The sequence below is a fragment of the Cellulomonas sp. URHB0016 genome, assembly GCF_054057935.1.
In genome coordinates, this window is record NZ_JBSRZU010000001.1 from 2,209,095 (window position 1) to 2,224,761 (window position 15,667).

General features: G+C 74.3%; 12 protein-coding genes and 1 pseudogene. 7 read left to right on the forward strand and 6 right to left on the reverse strand.

Annotated elements, in window-relative coordinates; all coding sequences use genetic code 11:
* Positions 1-8: 8 nt before the first annotated feature.
* Both ACVW07_RS10190 and ACVW07_RS10195 read right to left on the reverse strand, forming a co-directional pair.
* Positions 9-650: pseudogene (locus tag ACVW07_RS10190) on the reverse strand (alpha/beta hydrolase); the annotation flags it as partial.
* Positions 651-884: 234 nt separating this feature from the next.
* On the reverse strand, positions 885-1,298 hold the full coding sequence (locus tag ACVW07_RS10195) for an NUDIX domain-containing protein (protein ID WP_456819134.1): 414 nt from the start codon (positions 1,296-1,298) through the stop codon (positions 885-887).
* A gap of 212 nt (positions 1,299-1,510) precedes the next feature.
* Here ACVW07_RS10195 and ACVW07_RS10200 point away from each other — a divergent pair, with 212 nt between their 5' ends.
* Positions 1,511-3,163: a glucuronyl esterase domain-containing protein gene (locus tag ACVW07_RS10200; RefSeq protein WP_456819135.1), complete on the forward strand. Its 1,653-nt coding sequence runs from the start codon at positions 1,511-1,513 to the stop codon at positions 3,161-3,163.
* Positions 3,164-3,385: 222 nt separating this feature from the next.
* On the opposite strand, the gene ACVW07_RS10205 is transcribed toward ACVW07_RS10200, so the two are convergent.
* A complete protein-coding gene (locus ACVW07_RS10205; RefSeq protein WP_456819136.1) occupies positions 3,386-4,162 on the reverse strand; it encodes a class I SAM-dependent methyltransferase in 777 nt (258 codons plus the stop codon).
* Between the two features lie 160 nt (positions 4,163-4,322).
* On the opposite strand from ACVW07_RS10205, the gene ACVW07_RS10210 reads away from it, so the two are divergent.
* From ACVW07_RS10210 to ACVW07_RS10225, 4 genes are all read left to right on the forward strand, one after another.
* Entirely contained in the window at positions 4,323-4,955 is a 633-nt protein-coding gene (locus ACVW07_RS10210) for a TM2 domain-containing protein (protein WP_456819137.1), read from the forward strand.
* A 189-nt stretch (positions 4,956-5,144) separates the two neighbouring features.
* Positions 5,145-5,687 (forward strand): SRPBCC family protein, encoded by a 543-nt coding sequence (locus ACVW07_RS10215; protein WP_456819138.1) that lies wholly within the window; start codon positions 5,145-5,147, stop codon positions 5,685-5,687.
* Between the two features lies 1 nt (position 5,688).
* Positions 5,689-6,861, forward strand: coding sequence for a zinc-dependent alcohol dehydrogenase (locus tag ACVW07_RS10220; protein WP_456819139.1), 1,173 nt, complete (start codon positions 5,689-5,691; stop codon positions 6,859-6,861).
* A gap of 318 nt (positions 6,862-7,179) precedes the next feature.
* Entirely contained in the window at positions 7,180-8,628 is a 1,449-nt protein-coding gene (locus ACVW07_RS10225) for a Tat pathway signal sequence domain protein (RefSeq protein ID WP_456819140.1), read from the forward strand.
* Between the two features lie 79 nt (positions 8,629-8,707).
* Here ACVW07_RS10225 and ACVW07_RS10230 read toward each other — a convergent pair whose 3' ends face one another.
* Entirely contained in the window at positions 8,708-9,244 is a 537-nt protein-coding gene (locus ACVW07_RS10230; RefSeq protein ID WP_456819141.1) for a dihydrofolate reductase family protein, read from the reverse strand.
* A 136-nt stretch (positions 9,245-9,380) separates the two neighbouring features.
* Between ACVW07_RS10230 and ACVW07_RS10235 the strand changes: the two genes are divergently transcribed.
* On the forward strand, positions 9,381-9,860 hold the full coding sequence (locus tag ACVW07_RS10235) for a nucleoside deaminase (protein ID WP_456819142.1): 480 nt from the start codon (positions 9,381-9,383) through the stop codon (positions 9,858-9,860).
* Between the two features lie 84 nt (positions 9,861-9,944).
* Here ACVW07_RS10235 and ACVW07_RS10240 read toward each other — a convergent pair whose 3' ends face one another.
* Complete coding sequence (locus tag ACVW07_RS10240; protein WP_456819143.1) at positions 9,945-10,913, reverse strand: squalene cyclase; 969 nt, start codon at positions 10,911-10,913, stop codon at positions 9,945-9,947.
* A 64-nt stretch (positions 10,914-10,977) separates the two neighbouring features.
* A complete protein-coding gene (locus ACVW07_RS10245) occupies positions 10,978-11,169 on the reverse strand; it encodes a hypothetical protein (protein ID WP_456819144.1) in 192 nt (63 codons plus the stop codon).
* Between the two features lie 321 nt (positions 11,170-11,490).
* On the opposite strand from ACVW07_RS10245, the gene ACVW07_RS10250 reads away from it, so the two are divergent.
* Entirely contained in the window at positions 11,491-15,585 is a 4,095-nt protein-coding gene (locus ACVW07_RS10250; RefSeq protein WP_456819145.1) for a hypothetical protein, read from the forward strand.
* Positions 15,586-15,667 lie beyond the last annotated feature (82 nt).

Below are 15,667 nucleotides of genomic sequence, written 5' to 3' on the forward strand. Positions count from 1 at the left end.
AGCACGTCCATGTCGCGGGCGACCTCCGCCGTGGACATCGACCCGGACAGCGGGGCACCGGCGGTGGAGCAGGCGACCCCGAACGCCTTCGACGACGCGACGTACGCACCGGTCTCGGCCTCCGTGACCGGGAACGGTGTGGTCGCGATGGGGCCCAGCGCGTTCGCCTGCTCCCCGAGGTTCTTGAAGCACTGCACGTTGCTGCTGTAGTTCGTGCCACGCGGGTCGAAGCCGACCACGTCGAACCGTGCCAGCACCTCCGGCGAGAGGAATTGGGACGCGGCCGCGGCGATGGAGACCCCGGAGCCTCCCGGGCCGCCCGGGTTGACGAACAGCGAGCCGAGCTTGTGGGCCGGGTCCGTGGCGGGGACCTTGAGCACCGCCACCTCGGTCGTGGCGTCGTGCGGCCGGTCGTAGTCGAGCGGCAGCTGGACCGTCCCGCACTGGGCGCCGTCGCCGAACGCCGAGCTGCAGTCGAACCACTGGGGGTCGGGCGCCGGTACCCGGTCGACCCGGGCCGCCTCGTAGGGGCTGGTGCGGTCCGCACGCGGCGCGGCGTTCGCGGCGGTGGCACCGACGGGGCCGACGAGGCTGAGTGCCGCGAGCACAGCGACCGCCGTGCTGCGGGCGTGATGACTTCTACGTGACATGCGTTCCCCCTGCGTGTGGGCCCGCCGGCCGCTCGCCCCCTGCGTGCGGTCCGGCCCTGGGCCGCTCTCACCCTCCCGAAGGGCGCGACGGCGCGACAAGGCAGCGATGTGAAGACTCCGGGGAGATGCGGCACGCACCTCGGTCCGCGGCCGGGCCGGGCCGGCGACCGCAGCCCGGGAGGAGGGCGGCCGGGCCGGCGGCCACAGACCGGGGGCGGCCGGGTCGGGCGGCGGTCACACACCCCGTCGCGGTCCCAGCGCCGAGCGGACCACCCCGACGAGCGCCGGGTGGGCGAGCTCGGCCACCGGGATCTCGGCGGCGGAGAACCAACGGAGCTGGTCGTGCTCGTCGGGACACCGGTTGACGGGCGTCCCCGACCACGACGTGACGAGCCAGACGTCGATGACCACGTCGTCCTCGCCCGGTTCGTCGACCCGCACCCGCTCATGCACGTGCGCGGTGACGACGCCGACGCCGAGCTCCTCGTCGAGCTCACGCACGAGCGCGTCCCGCACCTGCTCACCAGGCTCGACGTGCCCACCGGGGACGTCCCAGACGTCGGGGTACCAGCGACGGGTCGGGCTGCGGTGGCCGAGGAGCACGCGGTCGCCGTCGACGAGCAGCCCGCCGACGACGTGCACGGTCATGACGGTCCGCCGTGCGTCAGCGCGGACCCGGACGTCGGTGTCATCCGGACAGCATGGCGGTCGTCCGGGTCGCCGAACATGAAAGGCTTCACATATTGACGTTTATCGATACACGCGCTGACCGTCGACACGTCCCGAAGTAGCGCTCCATTTTCCGAGAGTTTCGGTCGACGCCGTCAGTGCATCACGTCATCACCCAACGGAGGGTTCTGATGATCAACCCGGGCCACCGCACGCTCCGCCCCGTCGTCGCCGTGATGGCCGTCGCCGCCCTCACCGCCGCCGCCGCACTGGCCGACATCTCCCGCGCCGACACCGCGCACGCCGCCACGTTCACGGCCGGCGTGGAGGACGAGGGCGCCGACTGCGCCGTCCCGAACCTCCCAGACGCCGGCTCGCTCGCGACGAACAGCGAGCTCCCCGACCCGTTCAAGCGGCTCGACGGCTCCCGCATCACCACCAAGGCGGACTGGCGCTGCCAGCGCGAGCTCACCAAGCGGCTCGCGGAGAAGTTCGTCTACGGCGAGAAGCCCGGCAAGCCGACCGTCTCCGGGACGGTGTCGTCGTCCAGCATCACCGTGAACACCTCCTACCAGGGCAAGAGCTCGAGCTTCTCGGCGAGCGTGTCCCTGCCGAGCGGGAGCGGGCCGTTCCCCGCCGTCATCGTGTACGGCGGGTTCGGTGCCGACACCGCCACCATCAAGGCGGCCGGCGCGGCAGTCATCAGCTACGACCCGTACACCGTCGGCAAGGAGGGCACCGGCCGCAGCAACAAGCAGGGCGCGTTCTACTCGCTCTACGGCTCGTCGAGCAGCACGGGCCTCCTGATGGCCTGGTCATGGGGCGTCAGCCGGATCATCGACGTGATCGAGCAGTCGGGCGGGTCGATCCTCAAGGCCGACGCCACGGGGGTCACCGGGTGCTCCCGCTTCGGCAAGGGGGCGTTCGTCGCCGGGGCGTTCGACCAGCGCATCGCGCTGACGATGCCCATCGAGTCCGGCAGCGCGGGCGTACCGATCTTCCGCGGCATCCCGGGCGAGGGGGCGCAGAGCCTGAGCAGCGCGTACGGCGAGCAGCCCTGGCTCGGCGACGCCTTCAGCACCTTCACGAGCAACCCGAACCGGCTGCCGATCGACACCCACCAGGTGGTCGGGCTCGTCGCGCCGCGCGGCCTGTTCATCATGGACAACCCGCACATCGCGAACCTCGGCCCGAGGTCCGCCTCGGTCGCCGCCCTGGGCGGCGCGGAGGTCTACAAGGCGCTCGGCGCGGGCGAGAACGTCACCTACTGGTCGGACATCACGGACGGCAACCACTGCGCCATCCGCAACGAGTGGAAGACGCCGCTGCAGCAGCACATCCAGAAGTACCTGCTGAGGACGGGCAGCGCCGCGGGCACGATCCGGATCTCGAGCAAGGCCCAGGGCCGGCTGTCCGACTGGGCCGACTGGCAGACCCCGGTGCTGACGGACGGGCCGTCGCCCACCCCGACGCCCACACCGACACCGACACCGACGCCGACACCCACCCCGACGCCGACCCCGACACCGACCCCCACACCGACGCCGCAGGCCGGGGGCTGCACCGCCACCGTCGCCGTGAACCAGTGGACCGGCGGCTTCGTCGCCACGGTCCGCGTGACCGCCGGCTCGTCCGCCATCCGTGGCTGGACCGTCGGCCTCACGCTGCCGTCCGGAGCCACGATCACCCAGGCGTGGAGCTCGAACCGGAGCGCGAGCAGCGGTGCGGTCCAGCTGACGAACGTCGCCTACAACGGTGCGCTGGGGGCCGGGCAGGCGACGGAGCTGGGCTTCCAGGCCACCGGCACCGCGGGCAGCATCACCCCGACCTGCACGGCGGGCTGACCTGACCGGACAGCGTCGGGTGCGGTCGGCGGAGCCACCGCATCCGACGCCTACCGCAGCGTGGTCGGGAACGGTTTGCTCACGACGAGCGCCGTCCGAGGGTGGCGTGGGTCCGGGCCGGTCGGCGGCCCGGAACCGGTCGTCCTCGCGGGGTCGGACCAGGAGGCCACCGTCGGCCCGAGCACGGGGAGACGCCAGAAGCGTCGTGCCCGTCGACGGGGATCAGGCCGGACGGACCAAGCGTGCGCTCATGTAACGCAGGCTGCCGTCGGCGAACCCGTCGAAGTTCCGGGTGCCTTCCAGGCCGGCGAACGGGCGGAACACCCGCCGGAACGGGCGCGGGATCCAGGTGCGGACGAGCTCGGCCTTGCGGGCATCGTCGAGCCGGAGCGCGTGCAGGACCTCGGCGGTGATGTCGTCCTCGCGGACGGGCACCAGGCCGCTCGCCGTGAGGTGCGCGCGGGTCGCCGGCACCGACTCGGCGCTGCGCAGGTCCGCCCAGACGAGCGCCCCGCCCGGCCGCAGGACGCGGTGGGCCTCAGCGATGAAGGCCCCCATCGACGGGTAGCAGTGCGACGACTCGACGTTCACGACCACGTCGAACGACGCGTCCGGGAACGGCAGGTGCTGCGCGTCGGCCCGGACGAACCGCAGGCCCGGACCCGTGCGGACCCGCTCGGAGAGCGCGACGGCCGACGCCGCCAGGTCCACCCCGGTCGTCGAGCGCGGCCCGAGGGACCGGCTGATCCACGACGCGCCGCCACCGCGGCCGGACCCGACCTCGACGACGTCGGCACCCGTCACGTCGAGGTCGTCGAGCACGTGCGCGTACAGCTGGATGCAGAACCTGTCGGGCTCGTCCTCGGGGTCGAGCGGCACGGGTGCGCTCGCGGGGTCGAGAGGGGCGTACCCGTAGTTCATGAAGGACCACTCGGGCCGCCGGACGCGCGCTGCCAGCAGCTCGTAGCACGCACGCCAGGCGACCTGTCGGAGACGCATCCGGGCACGCTACCGAAGTCGGGCCGGCCACCGGTGTCTCCTCCACCGGGCTCGGACCGTGACGAGGTGACGTGGCGCGACCATCGACCCGGCCCGGGAGGGGGCATACGCTCGGACGATCCGCCGCAGCCCGCGACGCGCGCACCCCACGGGAGCACCCGTGACCGACACGATCGACCGCCCCGCCACCCTCGACCTCGACGACGAGGCGTTCGAGCGACCGGTGGTGACGCACCGGCCGCCGCGACCTCCCGCTCCCCCCGGCCCACCCGTGTCCGCCACGCTGCGGTACCCGTCGGGCCCGGTGCCCGACGTCCAGGACGCGCCGCCGGTGGCCGCCCGACCGTCCGACCCGTGGGTGTGGCCGTGGCAGGGGCGTCTGCTGTGGGGGGCCTGGGGTCACGGCGGTGCCCGGCGGCCGTGGGAGCACCTGTCGACGTGGGGCAGGGAGGCGCTGCGCACCCGGGAGCCCAGCACGCGGTCGGAGCCGCCGGTGCGGACGCAGGCGCGTGCGTCGTCGGGCGTCGCGTGGCCCTGGACGTGGCAGCGGTCACGCGTCGCCGCGGGTCTCCTCGGGGTGTTCCTCGGCGCGTTCGGCCTGCACCGGATGTACCTGGGCTACTGGCGCCGCGGGCTGACCATGCTGGCGGTCACGGTGGTCGGCGGGTTCTTCACGCTCGGTCTCGCGGCCGTCCTGATGGGCGTGTGGGGCTTCGCCGAGGGGCTGCTGTACCTCTCGGTGCGCCGCGGCCGGTTCGCCCGGGACGCGCGGGGGCGGCCGCTCCGGGGCTGAGTGCCGGGACGGCTCGTCAGCCTCGACCGGCCGGCTCGGAGGAGCCACCGCGCCCGGTTGCGCGCTCCGCAGCCCTCGCGCACGCTCGTCGAGGAGCCCCCGCGAGGGGCACCCCCGACGGCCCAGCAGCGGACCGCGCACCGAACTTCGGCGCCCGATTCTCCGGCCGCCGGCTCGGAGGTGTCATCCATGGACGTGCACGCGGCGATCACGATCCGGCGGCCCATCGAGGAGGTCTTCGACCTCTGGGCGGACCTCACCCGGTTACCGACCTTCATGGCCCATGTGGAGGACGTCGAGGTCAGGCCGGACGGCACCACGCACTGGCGGGCGTCCGCACCGGCGGGACGCACCGTGGAGTGGGACGCACGGATCGTCGAGTCCGTCCGTCCGACCCTGCTGCACTGGGCGTCGGTCGAGGGCGCGGACGTGGACAACTCGGGCACGGTCACCTTCACGGAGGCGCCCGCCGGCCGGGGCACCGAGGTCCGGGTCGACCTCGCCTACCGGACGCCCGGCGGGAAGATCGGCGAGCTGGTGGCCGCGCTGTTCGGCGAGCAGCCCCGTCAGCAGGTGCACGACGACCTGCGGCGGTTCAAGCAGGTCGCGGAGACCGGTGAGGTGGTCGCGTCCGACGGCAGCCCGGTGGGCACCAAGGCCCGGGACCAGGCGCACCAGCGGGCCGCCCAGCCCGTCGGCGGCCAGCGCGTCGGCGTCGGGGCGGGTGAGTGACATGAAGGCGAACGTGTGGCTCGGCAAGGAGAAGCTCGAGGTCGTCGACGTCCCGGACCCGTCGATCCTGAACCGCAAGGACGCGATCGTCCGCATCACGTCGACCGCGGTGTGCGGCTCGGACCTGCACATGTACGACGGGTACATCCCCACCATGGAGAAGGGCGACGTCCTCGGGCACGAGTTCATGGGCGAGGTCGTGGACGTGGGGCCGGACGTGCGCGACGTGCGGGTCGGTGACCGGGTGGTCGTCCCGTTCCCCATCGCGTGCGGCGCGTGCGAGCAGTGCGCGGCCGAGCGGTACTCGCTGTGCGAGAACTCGAACCCGAACGCGGGGATGGCCGAGAAGCTGATGGGCTACTCGCCGGCCGGCATCTTCGGGTACTCGCACATGCTCGGCGGGTTCGCCGGCGGGCAGGCCGAGTACGTCCGGGTGCCGTTCGCGGACGTCGGGCCGGTGAAGATCGAGGCGGACGTCCCGGACGAGAAGGTGCTCTTCCTCTCGGACATCTTCCCGACGGCGTACATGGGTGCCGAGATGTGCGACATCCAGCCCGGCCACACCGTGGCGATCTGGGGGGCCGGCCCGGTGGGACTGCTGGCGGCCGCGAGCGCGCGGCTGCTCGGCGCCGAGCAGGTCGTCGTCATCGACCGGTTCCCGTACCGCCTGCGTCTCGCGCAGGAGCACGCCGGGGCGGTCCCGCTGAACTACGAGGAGAACGACGTCCGGGAGGTGCTGCAGGACCTCACGGCGGGCCGGGGCCCGGACTCGGTCATCGACTGCGTCGGGATGGAGGCGCACCACGACGTCGGCGCCCTGCACGCGTACGACAAGGTGAAGCAGACCGTCCGCGCCCAGACGGACCGCACCATGGCGCTGCGCGAGGCGATCCTCAACGTGCGCAGCGGCGGGGTCGTCTCGATCGTCGGCGTGTACGGCGGGTTCGTGGACAAGTTCCCGCTCGGCACCGTCATGAACAGGGCGCTGCGGATCCGCACCGGCCAGTGCCACGTCCAGCGGTACACCGATCGTCTGCTGCAGCACATCCTCGACGGCGACATCGACCCCTCGTTCGTCATCTCGCACCGGCTGCCGCTCGCGGAGGCGCCGGAGGCGTACCGGACGTTCCGCGACAAGGAGGACGAGTGCACGAAGGTGGTCCTCACCCCCTGACCACCCCGTGAGCGTGTGAGCCCGACCGGCCGGTGGCCGCCGTCACGTCCCCTGACGGCGGCCACCGGTGCGTTCGGCGGCGCCACCATCGGCGACCGGCACGAGCTCGTCACCCGGCGCCCGGACGCCTCGTGAGCCAGGCCGTCGACACGTGTCACCTACAGATGGCCTCTGCGAATCGACACGTGTCACCGTTTCGGCTGGACGCGCGCACATCTCCGATACCTCCAGATCTTCCGTTGTGCCCGATGCGTCCCTACGGTGGTCACGGGCCGCACCGTCGCGGCCCACTCGCCTGCCCTGGAGGGGTACCCCGCGATGCCGGACACCACGATCGATCCCGTCACCACCTCTCAGTCACCCCGCGCCCTTCCGCCGCTGTCGCGGCGGTCGTTCCTCGTCCTGACCGGTGCGGCCGCCGCCGTCGCCGCAGGCGTGACCAGCGGAGCCGCCCGTGGCGTCCCCACCTCCGCCCCGCTCGCCGCCCACGGCCACCCGCACGGCGGCCCCGCCGCTGCCCGCAAGGCCGCCGTCGCCTTCCTGCAGTCCGCCACCGACGCCTACCCCGCCCTCAACACCGGCCCCCGCCTGCCGCAGAGCTACGCCGACGAGCTCGGTCTGTTCAGCACCGCATTCGTGTACGACAGCGCCCTCGCCGTCATCGCCCTCCTCGCCGACGGCAGCCGTGCCGCCGAGCAGACCGCCCGGACCATCGGCGACGGCATCATCTACGCCCAGGAGCACGACCCCGGCTACTCCGACGGCCGCCTCCGCCAGGGGTACAACGTCGGCCCGTACACGTTCTACGACGGCAACCCGCAGCCCTACGGGTTCGTCCTGCCCGACGGCTCGGCCAACATCGGCTGGCAGTTCGGGTTCCTCGGCACCGCCGTGGGCGACATGGCGTGGCCCGGCATCGCGCTCCTCCAGCTCTTCGCGCGCACCCGCGACCGGCGCTACCTCGACGCCGCCGTCCGCATCGGCACCTGGATCACCACCAACACGTGGTCCGAGCAGCCGCTCGGAGGGTTCTCGTTCGGCGTCAACGGCTCGAACGTGCCGGTGCCCAACGGCTCCACGGAGCACAACATCGACTGCGTCGCGTTCTTCTCGATGCTCCGCGAGCTCACGCACGACAGGGCGTGGTCCGCGGCCGTCGACCACGCGCGCGCGTTCGTCGACCGCATGTGGGACCCGGCCGCAGGCACGTTCTGGACCGGCACCAACGACGGCGTCGCGATCAACACGTTCCCCGTGCCGCTCGACACGGCCACCTGGAGCTGGCTCGCGCTGCGCGAGCGGCGGTACGCCGGGGCCCTCGACTGGGCCGGGTCGGCGCTCGCCACCACGGACGACGCGAACGCCCCGACGTCCCAGCTCCCCGACGGCGAGACCATCTCCGGCGTCACGTTCAGCACGGCGAGCCTCACGTCGACCGCGCAGTACAACGGCATCACCGTGCACCCCCAGGGCGTGTGGCTGGAAGGCACCAACCAGCTCGCCACGGCCCTGCTGGACCGCAGCCGGCGCGGCGACAAGCCCGCGGCCGACCGGCTGCTCGGCCAGGCCCAGCACGCGCAGGACGTGCTCGGCGTCGGGCAGCACCTGGGCGGGGTGGACGCCGACGGCGGGATCGTCGCCGCGTCGAGCCTCCTCGACACCGGGTTCGGGTTCGGCTACTTCCAGGTCCAGCACGTCGGGGCCACGTCGTGGTTCGTCTTCGGGGAGACCCGGACCAACCCCCTGCGGCTGCGCCGGCTCAGCTGAGCCACCCGCACGGCACGTGCGCCCGGCCGGAGCCGCTCCGGCCGGGCGCGCCGTCCGCGCTCGACGCGGAACCGATCGCCTACCCGGTCACGCGGAAGGTGACGAGAAGATGGCCGGTCGGTGAGGTCGTGCTCGCCACCGTCTCGAACCGGGTCGGCGGCACCCCGTCGAGAAGCCTGCGACCGCTCCCGGCGACCGCCGGGGCGATGACCAGCCGCAGCTCGTCGACGAGGCTCGCGGCGAGCAGGGTCCGGGCGACCGAGATGCTCGCATGCACACCGATGTCACCCCCCGGCCCGCGCTTGAGGTCCCGCACGAGCTCCACGAGGTCGCCGTCGACGACGGTCGTCCCGGCCCACGTCGGGTCGAGCCGCCTCGACGTCGCCACGTACTTCGTGACCCCGTTGATGAACGTGGCGAACGGCTCGATCTCGCTGCCCGGCCAGAACCCCGCCCACTCGTCGTAGCTGCGCCGGCCCAGGACGACGGCGTCCTGCGTCCCGATGACGGCGGCCAGGTTGGCGTCCATCTCGTCGTCCCAGTCGACGATGAACCCGTCGGGGCTCTCCGCGACGCCGTCGAGGGACACCAGCTCGTACACGACGACCTTGCGCACGCGCGGCACCTCCGGTGTGAGGACGCTGGGAGTGAGGACCGGACCGCCCGGGCCCGGACGAGGTGGTCCGTCCAGCGTGGTAACCGGCGCTGACAGGCGCAACACGGATGTGACCTGACGGTGCGAGGGTGGGGCGATGACCCTCTCCGCGACCGACCTGGCGCACCTGGCCCGAGCCGTCGAGCTGGCCCGCGAGGCGTTGGACGACGGCGACGAGCCCTACGGCTCGGTCCTGGTCGACGCGTCGGGCCGCGTGCTGTTCGAGGACAGGAACCGGGTGCAGGACGGTGACCACACCCGGCACCCCGAGCTCGAGATCGCCCGGTGGTCGGCACGCCACGTGAGCCCGGCCGACCGCGCGGCCGCGACCGTCTACACGTCGGGCGAGCACTGTCCGATGTGCGCGGCCGCGCACGCGTGGGTGGGGCTCGGCCGCATCGTCTACGCGGCGTCGTCCGCCCAGATCAGCTCCTGGTACGACGGGTGGGGCGTGCCGGCCGGCCCGGTCGCGGTGCTGCCCGTCACCGTGGTGGCGCCGGGCGTCCCGGTGGACGGGCCGGCGCCCACGCTCGAGAGCGAGGTCCGGGCGCTGCTGCGGCAGCACGCGCTCCGCTGAGCCACCGCGCCGGCCCGGGCCTCCGAGCTCGCCGTCCCGTGAGACGGCCGGCAGCAGGTCGCCGCGGCGGCTCGACCCGGCGCCTCAGCCGCGCTCAGCCCCGTCCCACCAGGCCAGCACCCGGATGGCGGTGAACGTCAGCCACGGCGACGGCTCGCCGGGCGGCACGTCGACGTCGAACCAGACGCGACCGGGCAGCCGGTAGTCCTGCAGCCACCTGCCGTCCGGCTGCCGCCGGGACCGGACCACGTCGATGGCGTCCGCGAGCCGGGGGTCGGGCGGCAGCCCGTCGTGCAGGGCCGCCGCCCGGAAGTAGTCGGTCGCGTTGAGCGCGCTGAACACCGCGCGCGGCGGGTAGGTGAACCGCGTCGTCCACGGCCCGACGAGCTCGCCCGTCGTCGCCCGGTGCAGCAGCCGCCGGCTCAGCAGGTACTCCTCGCCCGCGCGACGAGCGGCGTGCAGCTCCTCGTCGGGTCCGGTCGCCATCTCGTACGCGAGGATGCCCTTGAGCGAGTTGAGCGTGGAGTGGAACGACGAGCGCGTGGAGCCGGCCTCCCACTCGCAGTTCCAGCCGCCCTCGTCCATCTGGTGCTCGACGAACCACCGGGCGATCCCCGAGACGTCCGCCCCGAGCCAGACGCCGTTGGCCAGCGTCCACGCGTTGATGCAGCAGTCGACCTCACCGCCCCAGTACGGCAGGTCGTCGTACTCCCAGCGGCTGTGCGCGGCGAGCAGGTCGGCCGTGCCCGCGAGCGCCGCGGCGTCCACCCCCCACTCCCGCAGCGAGCAGAGGGTCCACGTGGTCGCGGTCCACGGCTGCCCGGGGTCGTCGGGCGTCTCTCCCGTGAAGCCCTTCGGGAAGAACGCTCCTCCCGCCCACTGCCCGTCCGGGTCCTGCTCGGCGAGCAGCCGCGCCCCGAACCCCTCGGTGGCGACCCTCGCTCGCGTCGCCTCCCACACCTCCGGTGGAGCCTCCGCGAGGTCGCGCTCGACCTGCCAGCGCAGGGCCGGGTCGGTGTCGAGCAGCCAGTCGAGGAGAGCGGGGTCGACCATGACGATCACGGTACCGACGACCGGCTTGGGGGCGACCTCTTCGGGCGTGGCGCCCGCTCCACGGTCAGACGGCGCACTCGCACACGAGGTTGTACTCGACGACTTGGTCGCCCTCGTCGGTGCGGGCCCACGCCTCGGCGTCGGCGCGCGACGCGAACCTCCGCCCGGCGAGCCGGCCGTGGGCGAGCAGCACGCTGAACTCGATCATCGTCCGCGGATCGTCCCTGTCGACGGTCGTGGCGCCCACCTCACTCATGCCTGCACCTCTCTCTGGCCCGGTCAGCAGAACACTGTCGCCGGGCCGGGTCTTCCCCGTGAGACGGCTGCTCCGGTGGCGCCGGGCGACCGGGATCGCCACGCCGGTGCCATGGCCGGCCGCCCTGCCCGAAAGGGCGTCCCATCCTGCCCGAAAGGGCCTTCCGTGGGCCGCGCGCGCGGAGCGACCCTGAGCCTCATGGGGCGGGGATCCTCGGCACGGGCGGTGACCTCCGCCCCGGATGTCCGCGCTCGAGGCCCGCACCGGCCACTGCACCGGCCGGCGCCGCGGTCCCCGGTCGACCCGTCCCCCGCCCGGTCGGTGGCCTCCCCGACCCCGGTACAGCTGGTCGCCCTGCAGCGCGGGGCGGGCAACCGCGCGGTGTCGGCACTGCTCGCGGCGCACTCGTCCCGAGCAGCCGCCGCGCCACCCGCCCGGTCGGCGCCGGAGCCGGTCCAGCCCGCGCAGCGGCCCGGGGCCGGGCCGGGGCGAGCCGTCGCCGTCCAGCGCGACCTGGTGAACGCGGCCGAGTGGAAGCCGGTCGAGCCGGTGACCAAGCAGGGGACGGAGGTGGACGCCGTCGTCGGCCCGGATTACGAGAAGGGCTCGGAGCCCGGCAGCGAGGAGGGGTTCGGTCCGTACGACTACACGCGGCTCTTCAGTGCGGCGACCGCCGACGGGGAGTACTGCCAGGGGCACCTGCTCAACGCGAAGCTCGGAGGCCCCGGCAAGCCCGACGAGGACCACGCGGACCAGAACCTGACGGCCTTCCCGCAGCGGCCCACGAACACCGACCACAGCAACGCCATCGAGGGATGGGTCAAGCTCGCCGCGAAGTCGTCCTGGTTCCGGTACCACGTGCACATCGACTACAGCACCGACTCGGCGCCGCGGCTGCACAAGCGCCTGGCCCGTGACCCCACGTACGCCGCCGAGAAGCGCCTCGCCGCCATCAAGACCGGCGTCAAACCGACCGACAGCACGTTCAAGTACGCGTCGCGGCTGTTCGCGAAGTGGGAGGAGGTGGCCGACGGTCCCGGCGTGACGAACGCGGGCGCCGTCGCCAAGCCCGGCGGGAAGGCCGGCACCCTGACCATCTCGATCCCGAGCCCGTTGACCTTCACCAAGCCGGCGAAGCTCGACGAGGAGTACCCGGTACCCAAGGGCGCGTCGTGGGTCCACCTGCCCACCTACAAGGGCGTCCACACCGGGACCCTCAGCGGCGAGCTCCCCCTCGGCAAGACGTCCGGCAAGAAGAAGAAACCCAAGGCGCCGCCGCCGTCGCCGTTCCGTCCGCACATCCTCGCGGAGCGCTGGCGCGGCGCGGACGAGGCCCGGGCGGGGTTGCCCGCGTCCGCCGCCGGGAACTCCGTCTACCTGGCCGGCCACGCCCACTACGGCCAGGGGGTGGCCGCCTCCCGGGCGGGTCCGGTCGCCGCCACGCGGTTCGGGCGCGGGTACCTCATGGGCTACCAGGACTACGACCAGGGCATCGAGCACGGCCGCACGAACCCGTTGACGGCGCCACCGCTGGGGCCGCAGGCCACCGTGGACGCCCACAAGGAGTTCTGGGCCGGCGCCGCCCAGGGCAAGCTGCAGCCGCTGACGGCACCGCCGGTCGGCAACCGCGCGGAGATCGCGGGGCACGCGGCGTACTGGGAGGGCGTGAAGCACGCCCGCACCCACCCGCAGGCGGCCCCGCCGGTCGGCAAGGTCGCCGAGAAGGCGGGGCACGACGACTACTGGGCCGGGGTGGAGCACGCCAGGGCGTCGGCGAGAGGCGCGCCCCCGGCAGGCGGACTGGCCCAGGTGGAGGGGCACCTGGCGTACTGGGACGGCGCCGAGAGGACCCTCGCCGACCTCGCCGCGGTGCCACCGGTGGTGCAGGGCGGCCTCCTCGGGCACCACGAGGTGCTCGAGGGTGTGGCCTTCGCGCGGGCGAACGCCCGGGCGACGGTGCCCGCGACCCCGACGCTCGTCCTGGTCGGCACGGTGGCGAGCTACTGGGCGGGCGCCGACTTCGCGCGCACGCACCTGCCGGGGGTCCCCTACGCGGGGCCCGACGCCGTGACGAGGGCGGCGGCGGCCGACTACCGCGCGGGCGTCGACCTGGCCGCGCAGGACCTCGGCTCGCTCACCGGTGCGCTCCCCGCGGGGGGCGGCGGGCATGAGGGGTTCGACGACTACCGGCACGGGGTCGAGGCCGCCCGCGCCGGCCAGGCCGCCGATCCGGGGCGGGCCGGGCACGGGCGCGGCTGGGCGGACTGCTCGGCGGGCATCGCCGAGGGCGCGGCTGGTACGGCCCCTCCCAGCCGGACGGACGGCGGGTTCGCCGTCGGGTACCTGTACGGGAAGGGTGGCGCGACCGCGCGAGCCGGTGCGGCCGCCCCGACGGGGGCCGGCATCGAGGACGCGATCGCCGGAGGTGGCCACACCGACTACCTCGCCGGGCTGCACGCCGCCCGCAAGGACCGGGGCGCCGCCAAGCCGGCACCCCGGGCGGCGGCACTCGCGTTCGACGAGTTCCTCGCCGGCCTCGCGCAGGCCCGGACGGGCGCACGGACGGTGCCACCGCCCGCCGGCAGCGAGGCGACGACGGCCGCCTGGACCGAGTACTGGCAGGGCGTCGACGCGAGCCGGACGGGCACGCCCTACGCCGGGACGAGCTCGGCCGGGGCCGTCGGGCACGCGGAGTACCTCACGGGTGTGGACCAGGCCGCGAAAGACCTGGGCTCGCTCACCGGGACCCCTCCGGTGGGCGGCGGTGCGCGCGAAGGGTTCGACGACTACCGGCAGGGCGTCGACGGCGCACAGGCGGGTCAGGCCGCCGACCCGGGCCGGGCCGGGCACGCGCGCGGCTGGTCGGACTGCGCGGCGGGCCTGGCCGAGGGCGACGCGGGCGCGAAGCCGAGCCGGGGCGAGGGTGGCTACGCGAGCGGCTTCCTGTTCGGCCGGGGCGCGGCGACCGCCCGCGAGGGGGCCCCGGCACCGACGGGGGCGGGCACCCAGGACGCGCTCCTCGGCGCCGGGCACGCCGACTACCTGACGGGCCTCGCCGCCGCGCGGGCGGACCGGACCGCAGCCAGGCCGGCCTCCCGGGGCGCCGGCCTGGCGTTCGACGAGTACCTGGGGGGCATCGCGAAGGCCGAGGCGGGCACACGCTCCGCACCCCCACCCGCGACGAGCGAGGCCACGACCGCCGCGTGGACCCAGTACTGGCAGGGGGTCGAGCTGGGCCGCACCGACCCGCCGGCCACGGCGTACGCCGGGGACAGCTCCGCCGCGGCCGCCGGGCACGCGGCCTACCGGGCGGGCGTCGCCGCCGCACGGCTGAGCCTCGCGTCGCTCACGGGCGCCCGGCCCGCCGGCGGTGGCAGCGCCGTGGGGTTCGCCGACTACCACGACGGGGTCGAGGAGCGGAAGGCAGGCCTCGCCGTCGACGCGGCCCGCAGCGGGCAGGCGCGCGGCTGGCAGGACTGTGCGGACGGGATGGCCGCCGGGTCCGGCGCACCCGACGCGGCGACGGACCAGACGATCGGCGGCTTCGTCGGCGGCTACCTGCACGCGCAGGGCGGGGCCCGGGCGCGCGCGGGGCGGCCCGACGCCGTCCCGACCACCCTTCCGGAGGCGGTCCGGAGCACCGGTCACGTGGCGTACACGGCGGGCCTGGCCGCGGCGCGGCGCGACCTGAGCGCTCCCCCGGCCCGCCTGCTGGACCGGGCGGCGTTCGACGAGTACCGCAACGCCCTCGCCGCCGTCCGGACGGCCCCCCGCGGGATCCCCCTCGCGGGTGCCGGTGCCTCGGCGGTCGCGGCGGGCACCGACTACTGGCACGGCGTGGACGACGCCCGCGCGCACGCCCACACCGCCGTGCTGGCCCCAGCCACCACGGCGGAGGCCGCCGGGATCGCCGACTACCGCGCAGGCGTCCAGCACGCGATGACGAGCCCGGCCGGAACCCAGCCGCCGGCCACCACGGCCGGTGCCGAGGGGGCCGCGGACTACTGGGCGGGCGAGGGCCACGCACACGGCAGCGCCGTCGCCCCCGTCGGGGGGCACACGGCCGCCACGTCGGCGTTCCAGGACTACTGGGGTGGTGTCGCGCACGCGCGGGCGAGCCTGGCGCAGCTCCAGGGCGCCGCGCCGGCGGGCCGGGTCGCCGCACGGGGGTTCACCGAGTACGCGGCCGGCGTCACTGCGGCGGGCACGGGCCAGCCGCACGTCGCCGTGCCCGTCGCCTTCAGCCGCGGATGGAACGACCACCGAGCCGGCGAGAACGACAAGCGAGGCGGTCACCTCGTTCCCCAGCATCACGAGAGCGGCTACCTGACCGGCTTCCAGAACACCAACGCGCCGGTCGCCAAGCGGGGCGGGAGCGCCCTGCTGAGCGACACCGTCAAGAAGCCCCACTCATGACGGGCCGGACGCCTCACGGTTCCTCGGTGGGAGGTCCTCCCGATATGCCCGTCCCGAGGCCCTGACCGGCGCAAAGACGTTC